We start from the raw sequence: 24,529 nt of genomic DNA, 5'->3' as shown, positions 1-24,529 counted from the left end.
GTCAGCGACAAGCATCCACCGCCGAACACCTTCATTTTCATTACAACACAACGGCATGCGGCTTGCTCCAGTCAAGCACCACAGGACGATCTCATGCCCAAGAAAAAGAAATTCAAGCTTCCCAGCCCCAACGATCGTCAGGCGCTGCTCTTTGAGCGCCGCAACATGAAAATGGCCGAATCCGCGCATGCCTACGTGCGCGGTAGCACGACCAAGTTCTATGAATGGCTCGATGGCATCGAAGGTCATTCGCTCCCCGAAGGACCGGCTATCTGGATCTGCGGAGACTGCCACACGGGCAATCTTGGGCCCATCGCGAATGCCGACGGCCGCGTGGAGATTCAAATTCGCGACCTCGATCAAACCGTGATCGGGAATCCGGCGCACGACATCATCCGGCTGGGGTTATCGCTGGCCACGGCTGCGCGCGGCTCCGACCTGCCCGGCGTGACGACGGCACGCATGATGGAAGCGCTCGCTCAAGGCTACGAACACGCCTTCGATCGTTCAAGCCATCGCTCCGCCAAGGACACGAAACCCGAAGAAGTACGGGTCATGATGAAGGAAGCGGTGCGCCGCACGTGGCAACAACTGGCGATCGAACGCATTGAAGACATTGAACCGAGCATTCCCCTAGGCAAGCGTTTCTGGCCGCTCGACAAGACCGAGCGCACAGAGATAAAAGCGTTGTTCCAGCAGCGCGAGATTGCCGATATCGCGACCGCCTTGCGCAAGAACGCCGACGAAGAAAACGTCACCGTGATCGATGCCGCGTATTGGGTGAAGGGCTGCAGCTCGCTTGGACGGTTGCGGTATGCGGTGTTGCTGGACATCGACGGTGGTGCGATTGAAGGCGACGATCTTTGCCTGATCGATATCAAGGAAGGCGCGAAGGCCGCTGCACCGCGTTATACGGATGCGGGCGCGACGAAGCGCATGCCGCGCGATAACGCTGAACGCATCGTGGAAGGCGCGCGGCATTTGACGCCGTGGCTGGGAGAACGAATGCGCTCGGCGCGCTTGAACGACCGGTCGGTGGTGATTCGAGAACTGTTGCCGCAGGACATGAAGCTGACGGTCGAGCAATTGACGCAGGATGAAGCGATGAAGGCCGCGCGCTTCCTGGCCATGGTCGTTGGCAAGGCGCACGCGCGGCAGATGGATGCGGCGCAACGGCGCGCGTGGTTATCGGAGTTGCGACGGGCTAAGTCGAAGTCGCTCGATGCGCCGTCGTGGCTATGGAAAAGTATCGTGGAGTTGGTGAGCAGTCACGAAGCCGGGTATCTTGAACATTGCAGGCGGTATGCGCTGGCATCGGCTTCGTAACGAAACCTGCGTTCATCGGCCAACAAAAAGAAGGGCTGCTCCAACTAACGCTGGGGCAGCCCTTCTTTCTCTTGAACAGTCCGTCGTCAATACTCAATAGCCGTAGCCACGACGTTCACGCCAATGATTCTCGCGCCATTGTTCATGGCGCCATTCGCGGTGACGCCATTCGCGTTCGCGCCATCCTTCGTCGCGATAACCACCGTAGCCGCCATAGCCATAACCCACGGCAACAGGCGGCGCAACATACACCGGCGCTGGCGCGTAATAACCCGGTACGCCTATCCCCACGGCGACATCCACATGAGCGGACGCTGCCGCCGACACCATCAATACGCTCAAGCCCAGTACCGCACCCAGGATCTTCTTGTTCATTGCGTCTCTCCGTGCACATGGTGTGCAAACGTGTTGTTTACGTAATTGAGTGTAGGGAGAAGAGTCAGATACAAGTGCTACCGGACTACGATAAAAGTAACTGGACGTATCTCCTTTTAAAACCCCGCCGCCAGCCCATCCCGGCGGCTATCACTCGCCGCGACATACCCACGCTCCGGATCGTTCCGATCCAGCTTCCAGATGTACTGCCCCGACCCAAAATCCATATAAGGATCATCAACCGATTTGATCGTGTGTCCCATCGCTTGCAGCGCCTTGACCGTTTCACGATCGAGTGTCGATTCCACATCGACGGTGAAATCGCGATTCACCTTCCAGCGGGGTGCATCGCAGGCAGCTTGCGGTTGTTGTCCATAATCAAGCAGACGCACGATGGATTGCAGATGGCCTTGCGGCTGCATGTCGCCGCCCATTACGCCAAAGCTCATCACCGCTTCCTGCGTGCCATTCACGTCCTGCGTAAGGAACGCCGGGATGATGGTGTGGAACGGACGCTTGCCACCTTCCACCACGTTCGCGGATTTCGGGTCCATCGAAAAACCAAAGCCACGGTTCTGCATCGCGATACCTGTATCTGGCACGACCACGCCCGAACCAAAGCCCATGTAGTTCGACTGGATGAAACTCACCATCATGCCGCGCTCGTCCGCCACCGACATATAGATCGTCCCGCCCGCTGGCGGCATGCCGAAATCGAAGTGCTTCGCCTTGTTCGGATCGATGAGCTTGGCGCGCTCGGTGAGATACGCGTCGTCCAACATCTGTTCGGGCGTGACGTCCATGGAACGCGGATCGGCGACGTACTGATAGACATCGGCGAACGCGAGTTTCATCGCTTCAATCTGCAAATGCTGCGACTCGATCTTGTCGACGGTCAGCGACTTCACATCGAATTTATCGAGAATGCCGAGCGCGATCAGCGCAGCAATGCCCTGCCCGTTCGGCGGAATCTCATGGACTGTATGCCCGCGATAATCCTTCGAGATCGGCTCGACCCAGTCGGCCTTGTAATTGCGCAGATCGGCTGCGGTCATCGCGCCGCCGCCCTGCTTCGAGAACGCCGCGATCTTCTCGGCAATCTCGCCTTCGTAGTACGCACGCGGTCCGTGTTCGGCGAGCGCGCGCAAGGTCTTTGCGTGACCGGGATAACGCATCAACTCGCTGATCTCCGGCGCGCGGCCACGCGGCATGAAGGTATCGGCGAAACCGGGCTGGTCTTTCAATTCCGGAATAGCCGCCGCCCATTTATACGCAACGATGCTCGCCACCGCGTGACCACGCTCGGCAATTTCGATAGCCGGTTCCATCAGGTCGCCGAAAGGCAGCGAGCCGAACTTCGCGTGCAGCGCTTCCCACCCCGCGATCACGCCGGGCACGGTGACTGCGTCCCAACCGCGTTTCGGCTGGTTCGCCAGGCCGTTTTGCTCGCCGTATTTGCTCTTGAAGTAATCGACGTTCCAGGCGGCCGGCGACACGCCCGATGCGTTCAAACCATGCAGCTTGGCGCCGTCCCAGACGAGCGCGAACGCGTCGCCACCAAGGCCGCACGACACAGGCTCGACCAGCGTGATGGCTGCCGCCGCCGCGATAGCGGCATCGACGGCGTTACCGCCCTTCCACAACATGCGCAAGCCGGCTTGCGCGGCAAGGGGATGCGATGTGGAAACGATATTGCGAGCGAACACGGGCAAGCGCGGCGTGGGATAGGGGTTCTGCCAGTTGAAGCGGGTCATGGGAAACTCGTCTCTTTGATTGATGATGAAAGTTGTTGGGGCACAGGTTACAGCTCGCGCGGATCGAGCGCGTCTCGCAGTCCATCGCCGAGAAGATTGAAGCCGAGCACGGCCAGGAAGATGGCGATGCCCGGGAAGATCGACATCCACGGCGCCTGGCTGACGAAGTCCTTAGCAGTGTTCAGCATCGATCCCCACGATGGCGCAGGCGGCAATTGCCCGAGGCCGAGGAACGACAGGCTGGCTTCCGCGATGATCGCCATAGCAACCGTGAGACTCGCTTGCACGATGATGGGCGGCAGCACGTTCGGGAAAATATAGCGGACGATAATGCGAAAGTGCCCCAGCCCGATAGCGCGTGCACCTTCCACATAATCTTCGGCTTTGACGCTGATCGCCTGACCGCGCGTGAGACGCACGAAACGCGGCATGGCCGAGACGCCGATAGCGATCATCGCGTTGGTGAGGCTCGGTCCGAGGAACGCGGCGAGCGCGATGGCGAGGATCAGGAACGGGATGGACAGCAACGCGTCGGTGAAGCGCGAGATCACGCCATCGACGAGCTTGCCGAAGTAGCCCGCGAGCAAACCAAGCGGCACGCCGATGACCACCGCAATTCCCACCGATACCACGCCCGCCAGCAACGAGGCGCGTGCGCCCCACAGCAAGCGCGTGAACACGTCGCGGCCGAGTTCATCGGTTCCAAACCAATGGCTAGCCGATGGCGCTTGCCGCACCGTCATGAAGCTCGCTTGAATGGGATCGTAGGGCGAGAGCCACGGCGCGAAGATGGCTACGAGAATTACCAGCAGCACGATTACCGCGCCCGCCACAGCGGCACGATTGCGCATGAAGCGACCTAACGCGCGATTGCGTTTGCGCGGCAGAGGGGCTGTTTCCACTTCCAGAATAGTCGCCATCAGCTTTTCCTCAGCCGCGGGTTGAGCAGAACGTACAAGACATCGGCGAACAAATTCACCACGATAAATCCCACCGCCGTGACCAGCACAACACCTTGAACGACGGCGTAATCGCGGTTGAAAACGGCATCGACGACCAGCTTGCCGAAGCCCGGAATGGTGAACACTTGCTCCGTCAGCACCGCGCCTGCAAGCAACTCACCGAACAACAGCGCAAGCACCGTGACGATCGGAATCAACGCATTGCGAAAGCCGTGCTTGACCACTACCGTGCCGCGCAAAAGCCCTTTGGCACGCGCAGTCCGAATGTAGTCGCTGCGAAGAACGCTCAGCATCGCGCTGCGCGTATGTCGCATCAACTGCGCGCCGAGCGCCGCGCCCAAGACGAACGCGGGCATCAACATGGTCTTGATGCTCAACCAGAAGTCCTCGGTCGGCGATACGTATCCAGATGACGGCAACAACTGCCATTTCACTGAAACGATAAAAATCAGGATGATCCCGAGCCAAAAGTTCGGTATAGACATGCCCGTGAGCGCAAGAATGTTCGCGCCGTAATCGAGCGCCTTCCCCTTGTTCGCCGCCGATAAAACCCCAAGCGGTATGCCGATGCCAATCGCGAAAATCATCGCCATGACGGCCAGTTGCAACGTCACCGGCAATTTCTGCGCGATAAGCTTGGTCACCGGCACATCGGTCCTGAGCGACGCGCCCAAATCACCGTGCAGAATGTCCTTCACCCACAACGCGTATTGCACCGGCACGGGTTCATCGAGGTGATACTTCAGCCGTAACGTTGCTATGACCTGCGGGTTCTGGTCTTCACCGGCCATCGCCAGGACCGGATCGCCGGGTAGCATTTTTTGCAGGCCGAAGATCATCATCGACACCAGGATCAGTGTCGGGATTGCGACAAGCGCACGGTTGGCGATGATTCGCAGCATGAGCGTATTACCCCTTGATGCTCACGCCACGCAGACGGATCAGCCCGTCCGGATACGGCGTGAAGCCCTGCACTTTCTTCGACAACGCATACGGCCACGGCTGCGCGTAGAGATAGATGATCGGGTCTTCATCAACGAGGATCTTTTGCGCCGCATCGTAGATCGGCTTGCGCTCGGCGACCGTCGCTTTTACGCGGGCATCGTCGAGCAGCTTGTCGACATCCGGATTGCAATAACGCCCGTAGTTCAGATTGCCCTTGCAGGTCACGAACTGATGCAAGTTGCCATCCGGGTCCGTGCGGCCCGACCAGCCGAGATACAGCAATTCAAAGTCGCCTTTCGTCGATGCATTCAGCGCGGCAGCGTAGTCAGTCGGACGCAACTTCAGGTTGATGCCGGCCTCCGACAGCATGGCTTGCAGCATCTGCGCCATCTGGTTCGATACCGTGTTATTGCCGAAAGTCAGCTCAACATTAAGCTGCTCGAAGCCCGCGGCCTTGAGCAACGCTTTCGCCTTCGGGATATCGCGTTTGGTCGTCTTGATCGATGCATCGAAGTACGGGCTGTTTGACGGGATCGCCTGGTTGATCGGTGAGAAGATCCCACCGCCGATCACCTGGTTGATTGCATCGCGGTCAATGGCGAGTTCGAACGCCTGACGCACGCGTTTGTCCTTGAATGCCTTCGGCGCACGGGCTCCGTTCGAAACGTTGAACGTGAGGTCATAGAAGCCCAGGCCGCTCATCGAAATGAAGTTGAGATTCTTATCGCTTTTCACCGATGCAACGTCGGACGGCGCGAGCCGTTCCAGCATGTCGAGTGATCCTGAGCGCAAGTTCGCGAGGCGCACGGTGCTGTCGGGAATCGGCTGGAAGATGACCTTTTGAATCGGATATTTATCGGCGTCCCAGTAGCCCGCGAATTTCTGCAGCACCACGCGGTCGTTCTGCACGCGCTCAACAAATTTGTACGGGCCGGAGCACACCGGATGCGTGGAAACGCTGGAGTCGTCGGCGAGCGTCTTCGGCGCGAGCATCATGCCAGCGCGGTCGGTGAGCGTGGCGAGCAGCGCAGCGTCAGGCGCTTTCAACACGATCGCGACGGTGAATTCGTCGACCACATCCACGTGATCGATGGATGCCAGCTCGCTCTTGCGATTGCTCGCGGACATGGACCGCGCGCGGTCGAGATTCGCCTTCACGGCGGCAGCGTTGAACGGTTCATCGTCGTGGAATTTCACGCCGTGGCGCAGCTTGAACGTGAGCGTCTTGTTGTCGGCGCTCATGCTCCAGGAGAGCGCGAGCATGGGCACGATCTTCAGATCCGGGCCAATATCCACCAGCGAATTGCACAGCGAACTAAACACTATCCGGTCAACCACCTGACTGCTGCGCGCCGGGTCCAGCGTACCGATATCGTCCTGCAAGCCGATCCGGATAGTCGAGTTCGACTGAGCCATCGCGGCACCGCTACTACCGACACTCGCGGCGAGCGCCGCAGCCAATAAAATCTTTCGCATCTGGACTTTCCCCGTTTACTGTTTATTCGATTGTTCTTGCACAGCGCCGTCGACCAGCGCCTGACGTTGCCGATACACAGCGAGCCGCTCGGTAAGCTTTGGGCTGACGATGGAAACGAGCGGCGCGCCACCGCCTGCGTTCTGAATCTCGCGCCAGAAATGGCATGCGACCCGATGACCGTTCTCCAATGTTTCGCTGACCGGTTGCTCATCGGCGCAACGTGAACGCGCATGCGGACAGCGTGGATGAAAACGGCAACCCGAAGGCGGCGCGGTCGGACTCGGCAGGTCGCCGGTCAACGAAGGTTTGCTGCGGCGCTGACGTGGGCTGCTTGCCGGGATCGCTTGCAGCAGCGCTTGCGTATAAGGATGCAGCGGCTGATCGAAGAGATCGTCCACATCCGCCATTTCCACGATCTCCCCGAGGTACATCACCGCCACGCGATCGCTCATATGGCGAATCACCGCGAGGTCATGCGCGATCATGATCAGCGTCAAGCCAAGCTTCTGCTTCAGCGACTCAAGCAGGTTGATTACCTGTGCCTGCACGGAGACATCGAGCGCGGAGACGGGTTCATCGCCGACTATCAGCTTGGGCTCGCCCGCCAGCGCCCGCGCAATGCCAATACGCTGACGTTGACCGCCCGAAAACTCATGCGGATACCGTTCGGCGTAACCGGGTTGTAGTCCAACCGTGCGCAGCAATTCAGCCACACGCTCATTAAGCGCAGAGCCTTTCGCTAGTCCATGCAACGCGATCGGTTCACCGATAATCTGCCCCACCGTCATGCCCGGATTCAGCGAAGCGAACGGATCCTGGAAGATGATCTGCATCTCGCGGCGCAAGCGGCGCATGGGCTCGGTGCCCAGATGCGTGATGTCTTTGCCTTCATAGATCACGCGGCCTTCAGTGCTATCGATAAGACGCAGCAACAGGCGTCCAAGCGTCGACTTGCCGCAACCCGATTCCCCGACAATGGCAAACGTCTCGCCCTTCTGCACGGAGAACGAGACACCGTTCACCGCGTAGACCGTCGGCGTCCGCGTGAACAAGTTGCGCGTCCCGCCAAAGTGCTTGGTCAGGTCCTGCGCTTCCATGATGGGAGCGTTCGTGTTCATGCCGCCGCCCCGCCAAGAGCAAGTTCAACCGGCGCAACCCAGCACGCCACCCGATGCGTTCCATCCAGTTGCGTATCGGGTGGAACGGAATCAGTACACCTTTCCTCCACAAACGGACAGCGTGGCGCAAACCTGCAACCTTTAGGCATCTGCTCCGGCGACGGCACGGAACCGCGAATGGTGGCGAGCGCGCCTTCGCGTTTTCCCACCGATGGAATCGCGCCCATCAAACCGATGGTGTACGGATGCTGCGGGTCATCGAAGATTTCATCCACCGAGCCATATTCCACGATTCGTCCCGCATACATCACCGCGACGTAATCGGCCACTTCGGCCACCACGCCAAGGTCGTGCGTGATCAACACCATTGCCGTGCCGGTTTCGGCTTGCAGGCTGCGCACCAGCAATAAAACCTGCGCCTGGATGGTGACATCGAGCGCGGTCGTGGGTTCGTCGGCGATCACCAACTGCGGGCGATTGGCCAGCGCCATCGCGATCATCACGCGCTGGCGCATGCCGCCGGACAGCTCGTGCGGATACGCGTCGAGCCGTGTTGCCGGCGCGGGAATGCGCACGAGGCGCAGCATATCCAGCGCTTCCTTGCGCGCCGCCGCACTGCTCAAACCGCGATGCCGCTGCACGCATTCCGCAATCTGATGCCCGACGGTGAACGCGGGATTGAGCGAGGTCATCGGCTCCTGGAAGATCATCGACATCCGGTTGCCGCGGATATCGGCGAGTTCGCGTTCGCTCAGCGTGAAGAGATCGCGGCCGTCGAAGATCGCCTTCCCCGCGACGATATTGGCCGGCGGGCTGGGCAGCAAACCCATCAACGCCAGCGACGTCACGCTTTTGCCGCACCCCGATTCCCCGACGATGCACAGCGTTTCGCCCGCATTCACGGAGAACGAGACGTCCTCGACGAGATTTGGAACATGCGCGGCGCGCGAGAATTTCAGCGAGAAACCGCTGACTTCGAGGACGGGATGCCTGGCAGGCGGACTGGCCTGATCGGGGAGATCAGGTTTGTTCAGAGGCAGCTTGCTTAACGTCGACAAATTCAATACTCCGCTGCGGGGAAAAACAGGCGGCTAGCCGGTGCCTTTAAGTCTGTGTCGGCGTCGGTGTCTACCACCCGGCGGTCGCCCGTCGCCAAAACTTTCAATGAAGTAATTATGTCGGCCTAAATGCATCAGGAAATATTAAACTTTCTTTTTGATGCTTAACTTTTCCTTGAATGACTCATGTCACTAATTTATGCCGACAATTCGAATGCTGAAGACGTTCCGGGCAGTGGCGCGGACGGGATCGTTCGCGGCCGCGGCAGACAAAGTCGCGCTCACCCAGGCCGCAGTCAGCTTGCAGATGCGTGGGCTGGAGCAAGCGCTTGGCAGGCAGCTTTTTGACCGCAGTGCGAGGCAGATTACGCTGAGCCGACAGGGGCATGAGATCCGGCCGAAGGTTGAGCAGATACTGGATCTGCTCGACGAACTTGAGGCTACGCCGGCCGGATCGATGCAAGGGCCGGTGGCGATTGGCGCCGTGGTATCAGTCATTCAAGCGCTCTCACTGGGCGTCGCCCGCCTAAAGACGGCTCACCCCGGATTGGACGTCAGACTCCTGTCCGCCCGTTCGGACGAGCTGACAGTCATGGTGGAGCAGGGAGAGGTCGACATTGCGGCGGTCGTGGCGCGTCCCGACCAGACCCTGCCTGAGACGCTCAAATGGACGCCGCTCTACACGGAGCCGCTGATGCTGATCGTCAGTCACGAGATCACCGATACGGACCCGCGCCGGATTTTGGCGTCGCATGGATTTTTACGTTTCGACCGGCGCGTGCGCACGGGCGTGGTCGTCGATCAGGCGCTGACGACGCTTGGGCTGGAGGTGATCGAGTATCTGGAGCTGAACTCCATCGAGACGATCGTGGCGCTGGTGAGGAAGAACGTTGGGGTGACGGTGCTGCCGCAGTTGCATCGGGCGGGATGGCAGACGGACCCCTCCCTGCGCTTGATTTCGATTGCGCAGCCCGCAATTGTTCGCACGGTAGGGATGGTCGAGAGGGCTTCGTACGGGCGGACGGGAATCACGGCGGCGATTATCGAGACCTTGCACGATTAGATTCCTCAGGCCAGATGGCCCCCAAAACCTCTATCTCATTATTAGCAGATTCCGAAAAGTTAATTGCATGCTATCGATACAATACTTCGATAGTAAGGGTATACACTGCATTTCATCGACGCAGTGAGCAGAAAAAACAAGCCGCTGCGCCCCTTAACACTCATGCAAATCGGAGCACATCATGAACAAGAATCTTATCGCCGCAGTATTGGTCGCCGCTTCCGCAGCTTTGGCTGCCCCCGCATTCGCCAGCAGCGGTTACGGCCCGGCACCGTCGTACAACCCGACGGTCGGCGCACCGGCATCGCAACGCGGCCAAAGCGCACAAACCGTTGCAGCGGAACAAGCGCAAGCTAACGCAAACTCAACGTCGTACGGCGGCGTGCAAGACACGCAATCGCAATCGGGCAGCCGCGTGAATCTGAGCAACGAAAAGTCGCTTTACTCGCACAACTAATTCCAAGGCTCTACGACCCGGAGCGATCAGTCATTCGATCAACATCCGCTCCGTCGTAACGCCGAAGAGTGCAAAAGCCGAAGCCCGGAAGAACGCGAGTTCTTCCGGGCTTCGGCTTTTGTACGTCTGCCGTCGCATGCAGAATAAGCTTGGCTGATATCACTATCGATTTATTATCGATTTGGCCTATCTGGGATCTGCCTGTATTTTCCATTACATCGCCCTCCGGCCCAATCCCCTGATGCCGTTGCGCGCTTCAATCGTAAAAACAGCCCCCAAAACAAGCCATGAATTCTTCCGTCATTACCGTCTGCGTCGATGCTGTGCGCGACGAAGCCCCCGGCATTCGCTCCTATGCCATCTCGCGCGTCGACGGCGCGCCGCTCGACGCTTACGAGCCCGGCGCTCACATCGACGTAACCAGTCCGTCCGGCGTCACGCGGCAATATTCGTTGTGCGGTGACCCGGATCTAAGAGAGCAGCATGTTTTCGCGGTCAAGCGCGAAAACGCGTCGCGTGGAGGATCGCGTTCGTTGCACGACCACGTGGCAGCCGGCACACGGCTGACGATAGGGCCGCCGCGCAATCTGTTTCGGCTCGACGCAACGGCCACCGAACATATCCTGATCGCAGCCGGGATCGGCATTACGCCGCTACTCAGCATGGCGTATCGCCTGGTTCACCAGAATGCGTCGTTCAAGCTGCACTATTTTGTTCGCGACCGGGCCAGTGCGGCATTCATCCCGTTGCTCTCGCAGCCGCCATTCGCCGATCACGTGGCGCTTCATTGTGGCGTCGAGCCGGATCGAGTGGATGCAGAAGTCGCGGCGTGTCTCGTAGGCATCGAAAGCAATGCCCACGTCTACACATGCGGCCCTGGCGCGTTCATGGATTGCGTGGTGAACGTGGCAGAACAACATGTCCCCGCTGAATCAATCCATCTCGAACGGTTCGCCGCCGATCCCGCTACGACCACCGCCGCAGCGTCCACTCTCGATTTCTTCGACGTGGAAATCGCCAGCACGGGGTCCAGGGTGCGAGTGAACAAGGGCACGTCGATAGTGGCAGCGCTCGCGTCCATCGACATCCTTGTCGATACATCGTGTGGCGAAGGTGTCTGCGGCACCTGCATGGTCGATGTCGTCAGCGGCGAGCCGGAACATCGTGATCATTGCCTGAGCAAATCGGAACGCGCGAGCGGCGCGGTCATTTGCTGCTGCGTATCGCGCTCGCGGTCTCCCGTGCTGGTCCTCGACCTCTAGGCGTCCGCCTGCGGAAACTGATCGAAGGTCTGCACGCGCTCGGTCAGCAGTTCACGAAGCCAGACGTTGCCTTCGTCGTTGTCGAAGTTTTCGTGCCAATGCATCGTGACGGTCGCGCCGGGCAACTGCACCGGCAGTTCGTAGATCTGGAAGCGGCCATCGCGGTTAAAGATCTGGGCCAGCCGGCGCGGCAGAGTCGCGTAGTAATCCGTGACGCCGAGCACGCTGGGCAACGCGACGAAGTGCGGCAACTCCAGCAGCGTATTGCGCCCAACGCCTTGCGAGCGGAACGCATCTTCCAGTGCGTGATGGCTGTGCTCGACCGACAAGACCTGCACGTGCGGCGCTTGGGTGAACGCGGCCAGATCGATTTGCGCGCCGCGCGGCAAGCCGGGGCGCTTACGCGTCATGCAGACATAAGTCTCATCGAATAAAAGCCGATGGCGCGTTCGCGCCGTGAGTTCCGGCAAATTGCCGATCGCGAAATCGAGCCGGCTTACTCTCAGCGCTTCTTCAATCTCCTGCACGGGCGTCGGCTCGATCCGCAGCTTCACGCGCGGCGCAAGCCGCTGCAATGCCGCGCAGATCGGCGGCAGATACGCCAATTCCCCCGCATCCGATAACGACAATCTGAAGGTCCGCGTACTGATGGCCGGATCGAACCGTTCCGCATAACGCAGTGCTTCGCGCACCGTATCCAGCGCCCGCGCCACGATAGCGGCCAGTTCGAGCGCGATGGGCGTCGGCTGCATGCCGACACGCGTGCGGATAAAAAGCGGGTCATCGAAAAGCGTACGCAGGCGGCCGAGCGAATAGCTGACCGCCGGCTGCGACAACGCCAGCCGCTGCCCCGCCCGCGTCAAGCTGCGCTCTTCAATGATCGCGTTGAAGACGCGCAGCAGGTTCAGGTCGACATGATCGATGGAGGTCATGATATTTGCCAGATTGATGAACCTACCGATTTTAGATGAATTTGACCTATGGACACCGGCGGCCGACACTTCAATCCATAACTAGCGGCACTGCCCTCCCCACTTTACTCAGGTCATCGATGAGCGATTTCCCCCCAACGGCCTATCAGGCCATCGACACGAGCGCGCTCTACAAACGCGCGGAAGCTGACCGCGTTTCGCCGTCGCTTTACAACGATCCGGCGATCTTCGAAGCGGAACTCGAACGCATCTTCTACAAGACGTGGGTCTGGGTCGCACATGAAAGCGAACTGCCGAAACAGGGCGACTTTCGGACGACGACGATCGGGCGCCAACCGGTGATCGTGGTCCGTGACAAGACCGGCGAAATCAATGTGCTCGAGAACCGTTGCCGCCATCGCGGCGCGACTGTCTGCGAGCAGCACAAAGGCAACGCGCGCGGCTTCACCTGCCCGTATCACAGCTGGACGTACGGACTCGACGGCGCACTGCGCGCGCTGCCGTATGGCGATGGTTACGAGGGTATTGTCGATAAGACCGAGCTGCCGCTGAGGAGCCTGCGCGTCGGTATCTACCAGGGCCTGATTTTCGCGAGCTTCGATCAGTCGATTGAACCGCTGGAGGATTTTCTCGGCGGAGCGAAACCGTGGATCGACTTGTTCATGAAACAGGGCGCGGGATTTCCGGTCAAGGCGAACGGCGAACACAAGTTCAAGTTCAAGGGCAACTGGAAGATCCAGCTCGAAAACACGACCGACCTGTATCACTTCCCCGTTGTCCACAAGTCGTGGATGAAGACCATCGACGACGAAACCGCTGCCGCCATCACCAGCTTCATGACCAGCGACAAAGCGTTTTGCCGCTCGTTGGGCAACGGCCATAGCCTTGCCGTTCTGGTCCCTGAGATTGTTGACCTGGACGAAGACAACGGTGCCCCGATTCCGGCGCGTTACGAAGCCCTGGCAGAGTCTTTGGCCAAGGACTATCCGCCGGATCAGGTGAGGCGAATCGTTCGCTCGCTGATGGGCGTCGGCTTCAACCTGAACCTGTTCCCGAACCTGGCGTTGTCGATGGCATTTTTCCGCGTGCTGCGACCCATTTCCGTCGAGGAAACCGAGATCCGTCATGTGGCGCTCGGCATGGACGGCGGTCCCGAGGAAGCCAACCGCGCCCGCTTGCGCGTGCATGAACATTTCCAGGGTCCATTCGGTTTTGGCAGCCCCGACGACGCCGAAGCGTGGGAGCGTGTGCAGCGCGGCTCGCATGCGGGGCCCGACGTACCGATCCTCGTCAATCGCGGATTGAACCGCGAAACCACGGCGGCGAACGGCGAGAAAACGGCCCACGCCACCGACGAAACCGGCATGCGCGCCGCCTACGCGAAATGGCGCGAGATGATGGAGCAGCAATAACATGGACGATACCAACGCCCTTCTCACGCAGCCCGTGTTCGCGAAAGCCGTGCAATTCATCTGGCGTGAAGCCGAGATTCTGGACCGAAAGGATTATCGTGCGTGGCTTGAGCTCTGGTCACCCAAGGGGTTCTACGTGGTGCCCATCGATCCGCTTGCGACCGACTTTGCCGCAACGCTGAACTACGCCTACGACGATGACGCGATGCGCACGTTGCGCGTGCAGCGGCTGAGTTCTGGCTACTCACCGAGCGTCACAGATGCAGCACGCACGGTACGCACCGTATCGCGCTTCACGATGTCAAGTGACTCGGCCGACACGGTCGACGTACGCAGCGCGCAAGTGATCGTCGCGTACAAGCGCGGCGTCAGTACGCTGTTCGCGGCCGACGTGGAGCATCGCATCGATCTGTCCGACGGTGAGCCGCGCATCGTGCAGAAAGTCGTGAGGCTGATCGATTCCACCGACGCGCTCAACGCGATCGGTTTCCTGCTCTAACTCACCATGCCAACGCTCGAAGTATTTCTTCCCGAAGGTCACACGCCGGCCGTCAAGGCTGGGTTGATCGCTGCGCTGACGACCGCGACCGTCGACTCCATCGGCGCGCCGGCTGAATCGGTTCGCCTGCTGATCAACGAGTTGCCCAGCACGAACTTCGGCATAGGCGGCAAGACAGCGGCGGACGGTGCCTCACCGTCGCTGCCCGTGATCCTCGCCATTCTGATTGCGGGGCGCACGGAGCAGCAGAAGGTGGCATTGATCGCCGCGTTAAGCCGCACATGTGCCGAAACACTGGACGCGCCGCTGGCAGCGATCCGCGTGATGATCAAGGACATACCGAACACCGACTTCGGCATTGCGGGCACGACAGCGAAGGCACTCGGGCGCTGACCGCGCTCGCTACACTGGCGGTCCGATAAAAATTTCAGGAGAGATCCACCATGGTGGACACCGTATCGTTGCCTCTGCGCGTCCTGTTTTGCTGCGGCGTGACGCAGAATTTCTTCGACCTTCCGCGCGAGCAGATCGGCACGGTCTGGCAAGCGTATGGCGTGATGCTGAAGAGCATCGAGGCTATGGAAGGCGTCAAGGTCCTTGGCATCATGGACGACGACCGCGTGGTTGTGGGTCAGGCTGACGGTGCGCCGTGGACCTTCTACATCATGGCCGATGTCGACAGCTTCGACACTGCCGCCGCCGTCTGCAACCTGTACCGAACCACCCCCGTGGGCGAATACAACCTGTGGCGCTACGGCAAGATCGAAGCCCGCATAGGCCGGGCACTGACCGTGCCGAACCCGACATGAACGAACCGTCGAACGAGCTGATAAACGAGACGCTCGCCGCTCTAACAGCGCGGCTCGCCGTGCTCGAAGCCGAGCGGGCGGTACGCCGGACCATGATGCGATACATGGCGCTCTGCGACGTTCCATCGGGTGGCCAACCGTCCGAGACGCTCGCCGAGCTGTTCAGCGACGATGCCATATGGCAAGGCATCGGCCCGGAGTACGCAGCGAAGTTCGGCGCACTCACCGGCCGAAAAGCGATCGTCGCGATGCTTGCGCGCTATCTGCCGCCCACGCCGCATTTCACTGTGAACACGCACTTCATGACATCGGAGACGATCGATGTCGATGCCGCCGCGATGCATGCCACAGGGCGCTGGATCATGTTGCAGGCATCGGGCTATGTGGAAGGCGGGGCCGAGCTGGTATCGGCGAAACTTGAAGTGGATTTCGTGCCGGCCGCCGATGGCGAGCGCTGGCTCATCAGGCATTTCCGTACGCAGCGCCTGTTCAATGCGCCCTGGCAGGTTCATCCCTCTTCGGCGCCTTCAGGCAATCTTAGGTCATGAACGAATTCATCAGTGAATTTACGCTTGGCGACGCCGACGGCCCGAGCATTGCGCTCAAGGACACGATCGACGTTGCGGGTTATCCGACTACGGCGGCAAGCCGCGCGCTGCTGGACGCACCGCCCGCGCAAAGTCATGCTGAGGTGGTGGACCGTCTGCTCGCGCAAGGATGGCGCGTGGTCGGCAAGACCAACATGCACGAGCTGGCGTTCGGCATGACCGGGATCAACGACTACACCGGCACGCCCGAGAATCCGCAGGACGAAACGCGTATTCCTGGCGGCTCGTCGAGCGGGTCAGCGGCGGCGGTCGGGCTGCATCTGTCGAACGCGGCGCTCGGCACCGACACCGGCGGCTCGGTGCGCGGTCCTGCTGCTTGCTGCGGCGTGATCGGTATGAAGCCGACGTTCGGTCGCGTATCGCGACGCGGCGTTGCGCCGGCACGGAGCACGCTCGATTGCGTTGGACCGTTCGCACGCGACATGCAGACGCTGATCGATGTGATGGCTGCCATCACACCTGGCTTCGATGAAGGCGTGGCGAATACGTTGCCGTCTTCGCTCAGGATCGGCGTGGTGTCAGCCGATGCAAGCCGCGAGATCAGCGACGCCGTGACGAATGCGCCCTCGCTTGCGGGCTTCGCATCGCAGAGCATCGAGTTACTTAACTTGCGCGCCGCGTTCGACGCGGGCCTGACCGTGATCAACGCCGAGACGTGGGCCGCGTTCGGGCATCTGCTCGAGACGGGCAAGCTCGGTGCGGATCTGGATGCACGCCTGCGGGTGGCGTCGAAGACAACAGCGGCTGATCTTGCCGTCGCGGAATCGGTACGCGCACGCTTTACCGCCGAGGTCGATCATGCATTGCAAAGCGTCGATGTCATCGTGCTGCCGACACTGCCGGCGCTACCGATCACGCTTGAGGCGGCGAGGAACGGTACGTCGGTGATCGCGATGTCGTCGTTGATCCGGCCGTTTAATCTCAGCGGTCATCCGGCGCTTAGCCTGCCCTTGCCGATTGCAGGTTCGCCTCTGCGAGCCGGTTTGCAGATCGTCGGACGCAAGGGCGCGGACGAACTCGTTTGCGCTATCGCTACGTGCTTTGAAGCTTGTTTTGAAGGAGCGTTCGCTCAATCATCGGAGACGGCATGACGGACAGGGTAGTGCTAGTGACTGGTGCGGCGCGAGGTCTCGGCGCAGTGATTGCGCGGCGCTTTCACGCTGCGGGATATCGCGTGGCGATCGGTGACATTGCGCTCAACGCCGCGCAGGAACTGGCAAGCGAACTCAGCGCCGATCGCTCGACGGCGTTTGCATTGAATCTCGACGTGACATCGAAGGATGATTTCACCGCCGCGCGCGATGCGATCCTCAACAAGTGGCAACGCATCGATGTTTTGGTCAACAACGCGGGCGCGTCGAAGGTCGTGCCGGTGATGGAAATCACGGCGGAGCAATTCGATCAGGTCATCCATGTGAATCTGCGCAGCGTGTTGTTCGGCTGCCAGGTTTTCGGCCAGCATTTCGCCGATGCAGGCGCCGGGCGCATCGTTAATATTGCATCGCTCGCGGGGCAGAATGGCGGCTCGGCAACGGGTGCGCACTACGCGGCATCTAAGGGTGGCGTCATTACGCTCACCAAGGTGTTCGCGCGTGACCTCGCCTCGCGCGGCGTCACGGTCAACGCCATTTCTCCCGGCCCGATAGACTTGCCCATCGTTCACGAAAGCGTGCCCGCTGACAAGTTGAACGCGGTCATCGCGAGCATTCCAGGCGGACGTCTTGGCTCGGCCGATTACGTCGCCGATGTCGCCGTCATGCTCGCCGCGGAGAATGCTTACTTCGCGAACGGAGCATGCTGGGATGTGAACGGCGGCTTGTTCATGCGCTGAGGGTTGTGCTTTTAAAAGGCGACGGAACCGCGTGATCCCATCGCCTTTGCCACATTAAACCGGCTTGCCTTCACTCGATGCCCAGTTCGGCATCAACGTATTTGTCGGCAAGGTTTCATCGACCATTTTCTTGGCCGTCTGAATGCCCGCGACCGGCAAGCCTGTGGGATCGAGCGCGCCGATCTGCACCAGCACTGAAGCCTGGTCCCAATAGATATGCTCGTTGTACAGCTTGTCGCCGCGAAAACAGATGACCGCGAGCATGGGCACTTCGAAGTATTTTCCTGTCGGCTTGAGCCCCGGCAACAACCAGTCGATTTCCCGATCATGCGTCGCGCAGAACACGAACTCGTCGACCACGCGATCCGAGCCAATCGTGCGTGACACTGGAATCAGGCGCGTGTCGGCAGGATTCGAATCGACGAAATGGTACTTGTAGAAACGCTTGAGCTGGTCATGGCCGACACCGCCGGTCATCGTCGGAACATGGTTGACGTAGGGCTGCGCCACCATGGTCGGCATGACGGCGTTGACGTCACGCGTGCCGAATTCGTAGTAGCAATGCATCTCCCAAAGCTGGTTCAGGTCGTACACGGGACCGAGCACTTTACGCAGCAACGTCATGGTCCGCGAGTACGCCATCATGGCTGCGGGCTTGTCAAAGTGTTCGCGCTCGGGCGTGGCGAATGCGTGATCGCAACCCGGATACACGTAGGTTTCAATCGACGGTTTTTCCTTCAGCGCCGCGATGATCTTTTCACGCGATGCCGTCGGCGTCATCACGTCGTTCTCGGCGAAGTGGAAGATCATCGGACAGTGAATCGCCGGGATCTTGCTCAGGTAGGCATCGAGTCCCACGCCGTAGTAACTCACCGCGCAATCCACGTCGGTGCGTGCGGCTGCGAGCATCGCAAGACGGCCGCCCAGGCAATAGCCGATCGTGCCGACCTTGCCAGCCTGCTCGGGCAATGCACGAATCGCGGCGATGGTCGCGGCAATATCGTTGACCGCGTTCTCTTCGTCGAGCCTTTCGTTATAGCCGAGGGCTTCCTTGAAATCTGCTTCGCCGTAGCCGAGTTCCACACCCGGCTTCATGCGCCAGAATAAATCGGGAACGAGCACGACGTAGCCTTCCTCGGCATAGCGGTCGGCCATCGATTTCATGTACCCGTTGATGCCAAAAATCTCCTGCAGCAACACGAGCCCAGGACCCGACCCTTGCGCCGGCTTCGCGAGATACGCCGAGAACTTGCCGCCGTCGTACGCTGTCACCTGTATTGTCTGACCGCTCATCATCTCTCCTCCGTCGATGTTCAAAGATAACCCGCGAACTGCTTCTGGACCGCATCGCGATCGGCCGCGAGACCCGCGCTGACGCCTTGCGCCATCGCGCCAACATACACCTCGTCGGGACCATTCGCGAGCGCGGCGAACACGGCGTCGACCACTTCGGTGACCGACAGTTTGGGCGGCGGAAAGTCGCGGCTCATGTCGGTATCGATCGCGCCGGGCAGCACGCCGAGCACACGCACATGATGTTCCGCGAGTTCGGCACGCAGGCATTCCGTCATGCGCAACGCCGCCGCCTTCGACGCACACAACGAGCCCATCATCGGTAACCCGACGCGCGCGAGAATCGACAGCATGTTCACGACCGCGCCGCCATTGGCGATCAACGCGGGCGTGAACGCGCGGCACATGCCGAGCGTGCCGAAGTAGTTCACCTCCATTTCGGCGCGGGCAGCGGTGTCATCGCGGGGAAGAATGGCTCGCTCGAGCCGGTTGCTCCCGGCGTTGTTGATCAGCAGCGTGACATCGCCTGCGGTTGCCGCGGCTTGAGCCACCTGTGCGGGGTCCGTGATGTCGAGCGTGATCGGGACGATCCGCGAGTCGCCCTTTGAAACGGCGCTGCAATCGCGCGCGGCGGCGTACACCTTGCGCGCGCCGCCTTCGAGCAGGCTCGTGACAAAGCGCGCGCCCACGCCACGATTGGCGCCTGACACGAAGGCGACGGAATCTTCAATCTGCATCGCATGCTCCTTGTTTAAGGGGACTCAAATCGAGAGACCGCACATTACTTGCGCTTGTATTCCACCGGCAGGATATAGCCGCTATCGAAAGTCTTCACATCAATATTCGATCGATACGCAATCGTGGTCACCGCCTGCAGCAAGGGCACGACCCACGATTTCTCCGACGCCTCCTGACTCAGCGCGCGATACCCCGCCATGCGCTTTTCTTCATCGACCTCGGTCATTAGCGCTTCGACGCGTGGCGCCAGCGCGTCATCTTTCCACGCAGAAAACCGCAGGCGCGGATCGAGAATGCGGCCCGTGTAGTTCTCGGGGTCGCCGGTCGAATTGGCCCAGCTATAGAGCAGCACGCCGCTCATCTTGGTCGCCTGGATCTCGCCAATAACCTTCGCCATGGTGGTTTGCGTGAGGTCGGCCTGGATGCCCACGCGTTGCCACATACCGGCGATCGCGCGCGCCATGTCGTAGTCGCTCGGGAACGTGCCGTTGGTCGTGAGGAACGGCACCTTCACCGGTTTGTTCGGGCCGTACCCCGACTTCGCGAGCGCCGCGATTGCGCGTTGCGGATCAAAGCCGATCTTGAAACCGGGCACGTCCGCCGGCGAACCGGGCGTGGCCGTGACTGACAACGGCACGGCTGCGCCGCCGTAGAACGCTTTGGACAGCGCGGCGGTATCGATTGAGTAATGCATGGCTGCGCGCACGTTTTCGTCATCGAACGGCTTGACGTAGTTCGGCATGCGCAGCATGTAGATCTCGCTGTACGGATAGATCTTCGTCGTGATGCCCGGCGTCTTCGCCAGGCGCTGCGCCTCGCGCAATGGAATCTGCACAGCCACGCCCGCGCGGCCGGACTCGACTGCGGCTACCCGCGCCGACGGTTCCGTCGTGATCTGGAACGTGACGTTCTTGATGGCCGGAACACCGCCCCAGTATTTATCGAAGGCTTCGAGCACGATGCGCGAACCGCGCTGATAGTCGACCAGCTTGTAGGGTCCGGCGCCGATCGGCTTCGCCAGGAAGCCGTCGGTGCCGACTTTCTCCATGTACGCCTTCGGCACGATGTAACCCGCCAGGAACGCGAGATAGATCGGCGCGGCCGGCGTCGGTTTGGCATACACCAGCACAGCGCGCGTAGGCGAAATGATCTCGACGTCCTTCAGCGTCTGGAACATGCCGCCGACCGCCAGCTTCTTGTCAGCGGAGGGTCGATCGTGAAGACTGTATTTCAGGTCGACGGTCGTGAGTTTCGAGCCGTCGTGGAACAGGATGTCGTCACGCAAGGTGACTTCGAGCCGCTGGTCGGTCTTGTCCTGCCACTTCCACGCCGTGATCTGGCGCGCTTCCAGTTTCAGATTGGGCGAGTAGCGCAACGGGGAATCGAAGACGGTCTCATAGATGGATTGCGCCTGCGGCACCGTGATTGCCGTCGGGTCCCAGGTTGGCACATCGGAGATGTACGCAATGTTCAATACCTCATCGCTTGCCGAGCCCTGCGCGCGCGCGAAGTCCCACGGCACTATCAGGCCTGCCCCTGCGGCCAGCGAGCCCAACAACAATTGCCTGCGCTTCGCATCGATCTCGAAACTGTCCATCGGTACTCCTGTGTCCCGGCATCCCGCCGGATGAAGATGCACGAAAGCGTGCCGCGACCTGACCAACTTGATTCGCAGCACGCGTGAAGATGAATTATTGACGGTCAGAAACGATGGCGCAGCCCCAATCGCACTTCAATCTGGTTGGGCGTGCTCGACCGCTGCAAAACCGGCGCGAGATCGGCGTATTGGGCGTCACCCGCAGCGTGCATGTACGTGGCCTGCAAGTAGGTATCGGTACGTTTCGAGAGGAAGTAGTCCACGATGGCATCCACGTTGTGATACTTCGGCTTCTTCGACGTCGCCGAGACCTGACCTTCCGTATAGCTGTATCCGGTGCCGAGCTGCAGCGACGGCGTCACGTAGTAGCTCGCCACGACTTCAAAGATATTAAACGACACATGGCCGCTGATGTTGGCGCCGACTGTTGGGTCCAATCCGAGGAATTTCGTGTTCGTATAGTCGGCGCTGATTTTTGCGTTGCCGAACGAGTACTGTCCGCTGATACCGAACGACTGGTACTTCGACGCAGCCAGCCCATAGTTGCCATCGACCGCGTTGGTCGCCGTCCACACGCCTTCGGGCACGGCTTCGGCCGGATGATCGATCGATGTGTACGCCGCCGCCAATGCGACCGGGCCGCCCGCGTATTTCACGCCGACCGACTTGACCGCGTCGCGGTTGGTCGCGCCGGCCACGTTCCCGAATCCGTACAACGCCGAGGCCTGGATGCCCGAGATGACTGGCGAGGTGTATCGGACAGCATTGTTGATACGAAAGTCGATGCCGGTGTTGTCCAGATCGCCCGGGTGCGGGAACAGGATGCCCCAGTTGCCGTTGGCGGTGTACAGGCCCACGTAGTCGCCCATCATTTCGTTCTGACGGCCGAGCGTGACCGTTCCCAACGTCTTGCTCGACAAACCCACGTAAGCGGCACGGCCGAATTCGCGGCCCTGCTGCAGCAGCTTGCCTGAGTTGATGTCGAATCCGTTCTCAAGCCGGAAGATCGCCGACAAGCCGCCCCCCAGATCCTCAGCACCTTGAAGCCCCCAACGGCTGCCCTGCGAAATACCGCTTTGCATCTGATACGACTTGTTGCCAAGCTGATTGTTCGAGAAGGTCAAACCTTCGTCAATGATCCCGTACAGCGTCACGCTGCTTTGAGCGTACACAGAGCTGCTCGCGCACAACGCGGCGAGCGATGCAGCAATAAGAGGAGTTTTCACTTGGGTTCCGTTAAAGATCATGGGTGGATGACGAGATTTCTTGATGTCGCGATTTCGTTTGTTAGTGACGTCACACTTCGGACTTCGGGTAGAACTCGCCGCGCCACGCAGATCCCTGCGCGGATCCCACGGAAGGCAGCGTCAATGCGCGTGAATGTTTTGTGCTGTCATCAACATTCTGAATTCAGATTATTTCAGTAAAAATTGGACGTCAAGAACTTGCCAAAATTGTTTTTCGGGCGAAGGTTCGAGAAGGGCTGAGATGCTCAGTCGATAGAGCGAGGTTGTTCGCGCCTCGCGACATAATCCGTATGAAACGGAACATGAGGGACGCGGCATTTATTAGCGGCCGAGGCGACGCGATTGTGGCGTAGATTCGACGGAAGCACTGCGCTCAAGGCACTTTCGCGTTCAAACCGCGCTTGTTGAGACCACGCGTCCTTGCTACCCTGACTGACATGACCGGTTTTGATGCGAGGAAAGGACACCGACAAACATCGCTGCACCGCGGCGAACTTTTCTTGCAGCGTGCGTGCCCCACGACGATCGGTTTTCGCACAAGCACAACGCATTGCACGCGGTCCTTGACACGCGAATTTTCTGAATTCAGTATTCTTCAATAATCGTCTTCGATCTTAAGGAGCACGTCTTGACCGAACTCACCGCGAATCCAATGCGGCTCGCTCACGCGTTCAAGCTCGGCGTCTTTGCAGCCAACGCGGATCGTGGCCTCTCGTTCACCACCGTGCCCGAGCAATGGCGCGCGACGTGGGACGACGTGCAGCGCGCCGCCATCGCGGCCGATGAAGGCGGTATGGACTTCTTCCTGCCCATCGCGCGATGGCGTGGTTTCAACGGCACCACGCATGTTCGCGAGTGGTCGTTCGAGACCTTCACGTTCGCCGCGGCGCTTGCCGCAGTGACGCGTCGCATTGCGTTGTTTTCGACGGTTCACGTGCCGCTCGTGCACCCGCTTTATGCGGCAAAGGCGCTGGCAACCATCGACCACATCAGTCACGGCCGCGTGGGCCTGAACATCGTGTGTGGATGGAACCCGGATGAGTTCGACATGTTCGGCGTGAAGCTGAATCCGGAGGCCTACAAGCAGGCAGCGGAATGGTCCGAGATTCTGATGAAGCTCTACACGTCGGCCGAGCCCTTTGATTTCGAGGGCGAGTTCTATCACTTGAAGGGCGCTATTTCACGGCCCGTGCCGTTGCAGAAGCCTCGTCCGGTCACGATGAACGCTGCGTTCGGTGCGCCGGGCCGCGACTTCGCGGCACAGTATTGCGATTACCTCTTCACCACGTTTTCGGAACTCGACGCAGGCCGAGAACATGTCGCGGATATCCGTGGGCGTGGACAAGCAGCAGGACGCGATATAGGCGTGTACACGGTGGCGCATGTGGTATGCCGCGAGACTGCGCAAGAGGCGCAGGATTACTACCATCGCTATTCCGTGGAATATACCGACGAAGCCGCGCTCGACTATCACATGAAGCAGAAGAAGGGCTTCAGCAACAGTCACGACGACCGCGCGTTCACTGAGTATCGGCAGCGTTTTGCAGCCGGGACCGGGAGTTTCCCGTTGGTCGGCACCCCGGTTCATGTAGTCGATGAACTCATCAAGATTCACGAAAGCGGGTTCGCGGGCGCCGCGCTGACCTTCGTGAATTACGCCGATGAACTGCCCTTTTTCTGCGAGCAAGTCATGCCCCTGATGCGCGAAGCGGGTTTGCGCAACGACATCGACTGACTTGTTCGTGATTGAAGTGATTTGAGTTATC

Annotated in this window: 24 protein-coding genes; 12 read left to right on the top strand and 12 right to left on the bottom strand. The window is 60.1% G+C overall.

Annotated elements, in window-relative coordinates; translation table 11 throughout:
* Positions 1-93: 93 nt before the first annotated feature.
* Entirely contained in the window at positions 94-1,326 is a 1,233-nt protein-coding gene (locus tag GSQ93_RS21500; RefSeq protein WP_158937658.1) for a DUF2252 domain-containing protein, read from the top strand.
* 93 nt (positions 1,327-1,419) lie between these two features.
* Here GSQ93_RS21500 and GSQ93_RS21495 read toward each other — a convergent pair whose 3' ends face one another.
* The 7 genes from GSQ93_RS21495 to GSQ93_RS21465 form a co-directional block, all read right to left on the bottom strand.
* On the bottom strand, positions 1,420-1,701 hold the full coding sequence (locus GSQ93_RS21495) for a hypothetical protein (RefSeq protein WP_158937657.1): 282 nt from the start codon (positions 1,699-1,701) through the stop codon (positions 1,420-1,422).
* A 116-nt stretch (positions 1,702-1,817) separates the two neighbouring features.
* Positions 1,818-3,455 (bottom strand): gamma-glutamyltransferase, encoded by a 1,638-nt coding sequence (ggt, locus tag GSQ93_RS21490; RefSeq protein ID WP_158937656.1) that lies wholly within the window; start codon positions 3,453-3,455, stop codon positions 1,818-1,820.
* Positions 3,456-3,502: 47 nt separating this feature from the next.
* Positions 3,503-4,375 carry an ABC transporter permease gene (locus GSQ93_RS21485; protein WP_158937655.1) on the bottom strand — a complete coding sequence of 291 codons (873 nt, stop codon included), beginning with the start codon at positions 4,373-4,375 and terminating at the stop codon, positions 3,503-3,505.
* Complete coding sequence (locus GSQ93_RS21480; RefSeq protein WP_158937654.1) at positions 4,375-5,319, bottom strand: ABC transporter permease; 945 nt, start codon at positions 5,317-5,319, stop codon at positions 4,375-4,377. Before GSQ93_RS21480 ends, GSQ93_RS21485 begins: the two co-directional genes overlap by 1 nt.
* Before the next feature lie 7 nt (positions 5,320-5,326).
* Positions 5,327-6,838: an ABC transporter substrate-binding protein gene (locus GSQ93_RS21475; protein WP_158937653.1), complete on the bottom strand. Its 1,512-nt coding sequence runs from the start codon at positions 6,836-6,838 to the stop codon at positions 5,327-5,329.
* A gap of 15 nt (positions 6,839-6,853) precedes the next feature.
* Positions 6,854-7,957, bottom strand: a complete 1,104-nt coding sequence (locus GSQ93_RS21470; RefSeq protein WP_158937652.1) for an ABC transporter ATP-binding protein — start codon at positions 7,955-7,957, stop codon at positions 6,854-6,856.
* Positions 7,954-8,916 (bottom strand): ABC transporter ATP-binding protein, encoded by a 963-nt coding sequence (locus GSQ93_RS21465; RefSeq protein ID WP_254073984.1) that lies wholly within the window; start codon positions 8,914-8,916, stop codon positions 7,954-7,956. The genes GSQ93_RS21470 and GSQ93_RS21465 overlap by 4 nt, the downstream gene beginning before the upstream one ends.
* A 298-nt stretch (positions 8,917-9,214) precedes the next feature.
* Between GSQ93_RS21465 and GSQ93_RS21460 the strand changes: the two genes are divergently transcribed.
* From GSQ93_RS21460 to GSQ93_RS21450, 3 genes are all read left to right on the top strand, one after another.
* On the top strand, positions 9,215-10,078 hold the full coding sequence (locus GSQ93_RS21460) for a LysR substrate-binding domain-containing protein (protein ID WP_158937651.1): 864 nt from the start codon (positions 9,215-9,217) through the stop codon (positions 10,076-10,078).
* A 181-nt stretch (positions 10,079-10,259) separates the two neighbouring features.
* Complete coding sequence (locus GSQ93_RS21455; protein ID WP_158937650.1) at positions 10,260-10,535, top strand: hypothetical protein; 276 nt, start codon at positions 10,260-10,262, stop codon at positions 10,533-10,535.
* A gap of 287 nt (positions 10,536-10,822) precedes the next feature.
* Positions 10,823-11,797, top strand: a complete 975-nt coding sequence (locus GSQ93_RS21450) for a PDR/VanB family oxidoreductase (RefSeq protein WP_158937649.1) — start codon at positions 10,823-10,825, stop codon at positions 11,795-11,797.
* Here GSQ93_RS21450 and GSQ93_RS21445 read toward each other — a convergent pair.
* Entirely contained in the window at positions 11,794-12,729 is a 936-nt protein-coding gene (locus tag GSQ93_RS21445) for a LysR family transcriptional regulator (RefSeq protein ID WP_158937648.1), read from the bottom strand. The genes GSQ93_RS21450 and GSQ93_RS21445 overlap by 4 nt on opposite strands.
* A 119-nt stretch (positions 12,730-12,848) precedes the next feature.
* Between GSQ93_RS21445 and GSQ93_RS21440 the strand changes: the two genes are divergently transcribed.
* Genes GSQ93_RS21440 through GSQ93_RS21410 form a run of 7 tightly spaced genes read left to right on the top strand, consistent with a single transcriptional unit; the run spans position 12,849 to position 17,888 of the window.
* Positions 12,849-14,141 (top strand): aromatic ring-hydroxylating dioxygenase subunit alpha, encoded by a 1,293-nt coding sequence (locus GSQ93_RS21440; RefSeq protein ID WP_158937647.1) that lies wholly within the window; start codon positions 12,849-12,851, stop codon positions 14,139-14,141.
* A 1-nt stretch (position 14,142) separates the two neighbouring features.
* On the top strand, positions 14,143-14,640 hold the full coding sequence (locus GSQ93_RS21435; RefSeq protein WP_158937646.1) for an aromatic-ring-hydroxylating dioxygenase subunit beta: 498 nt from the start codon (positions 14,143-14,145) through the stop codon (positions 14,638-14,640).
* A gap of 6 nt (positions 14,641-14,646) precedes the next feature.
* Positions 14,647-15,033: a tautomerase family protein gene (locus tag GSQ93_RS21430; protein ID WP_158937645.1), complete on the top strand. Its 387-nt coding sequence runs from the start codon at positions 14,647-14,649 to the stop codon at positions 15,031-15,033.
* 50 nt (positions 15,034-15,083) lie between these two features.
* Positions 15,084-15,449, top strand: coding sequence for a hypothetical protein (locus tag GSQ93_RS21425; protein WP_158937644.1), 366 nt, complete (start codon positions 15,084-15,086; stop codon positions 15,447-15,449).
* Positions 15,446-15,997, top strand: coding sequence for a nuclear transport factor 2 family protein (locus tag GSQ93_RS21420; RefSeq protein ID WP_158937643.1), 552 nt, complete (start codon positions 15,446-15,448; stop codon positions 15,995-15,997). The genes GSQ93_RS21425 and GSQ93_RS21420 overlap by 4 nt, the downstream gene beginning before the upstream one ends.
* Complete coding sequence (locus tag GSQ93_RS21415; RefSeq protein WP_158937642.1) at positions 15,994-17,148, top strand: amidase; 1,155 nt, start codon at positions 15,994-15,996, stop codon at positions 17,146-17,148. The genes GSQ93_RS21420 and GSQ93_RS21415 overlap by 4 nt, the downstream gene beginning before the upstream one ends.
* Positions 17,145-17,888, top strand: a complete 744-nt coding sequence (locus GSQ93_RS21410; protein WP_158937641.1) for an SDR family NAD(P)-dependent oxidoreductase — start codon at positions 17,145-17,147, stop codon at positions 17,886-17,888. The genes GSQ93_RS21415 and GSQ93_RS21410 overlap by 4 nt, the downstream gene beginning before the upstream one ends.
* 54 nt (positions 17,889-17,942) lie before the next feature.
* Here GSQ93_RS21410 and GSQ93_RS21405 read toward each other — a convergent pair whose 3' ends face one another.
* The 4 genes from GSQ93_RS21405 to GSQ93_RS21390 form a co-directional block, all read right to left on the bottom strand.
* On the bottom strand, positions 17,943-19,181 hold the full coding sequence (locus GSQ93_RS21405; RefSeq protein ID WP_158937714.1) for a dienelactone hydrolase family protein: 1,239 nt from the start codon (positions 19,179-19,181) through the stop codon (positions 17,943-17,945).
* A gap of 20 nt (positions 19,182-19,201) precedes the next feature.
* Positions 19,202-19,918 carry an SDR family oxidoreductase gene (locus GSQ93_RS21400; RefSeq protein WP_158937640.1) on the bottom strand — a complete coding sequence of 239 codons (717 nt, stop codon included), beginning with the start codon at positions 19,916-19,918 and terminating at the stop codon, positions 19,202-19,204.
* A gap of 44 nt (positions 19,919-19,962) precedes the next feature.
* On the bottom strand, positions 19,963-21,516 hold the full coding sequence (locus tag GSQ93_RS21395) for an ABC transporter substrate-binding protein (RefSeq protein WP_158937639.1): 1,554 nt from the start codon (positions 21,514-21,516) through the stop codon (positions 19,963-19,965).
* Positions 21,517-21,620: 104 nt separating this feature from the next.
* Positions 21,621-22,742 (bottom strand): porin, encoded by a 1,122-nt coding sequence (locus GSQ93_RS21390; protein WP_254073979.1) that lies wholly within the window; start codon positions 22,740-22,742, stop codon positions 21,621-21,623.
* A gap of 649 nt (positions 22,743-23,391) precedes the next feature.
* Between GSQ93_RS21390 and GSQ93_RS21385 the strand changes: the two genes are divergently transcribed.
* Entirely contained in the window at positions 23,392-24,498 is a 1,107-nt protein-coding gene (locus GSQ93_RS21385) for an LLM class flavin-dependent oxidoreductase (RefSeq protein WP_216857651.1), read from the top strand.
* Positions 24,499-24,529 lie beyond the last annotated feature (31 nt).

This window comes from Burkholderia sp. S171, from assembly GCF_009766085.1.
Lineage (GTDB): Bacteria > Pseudomonadota > Gammaproteobacteria > Burkholderiales > Burkholderiaceae > Caballeronia.
The sequence above is the reverse complement of the archived record's forward strand: the minus strand, read 5'-3'. Positions and strand labels throughout refer to the sequence as shown.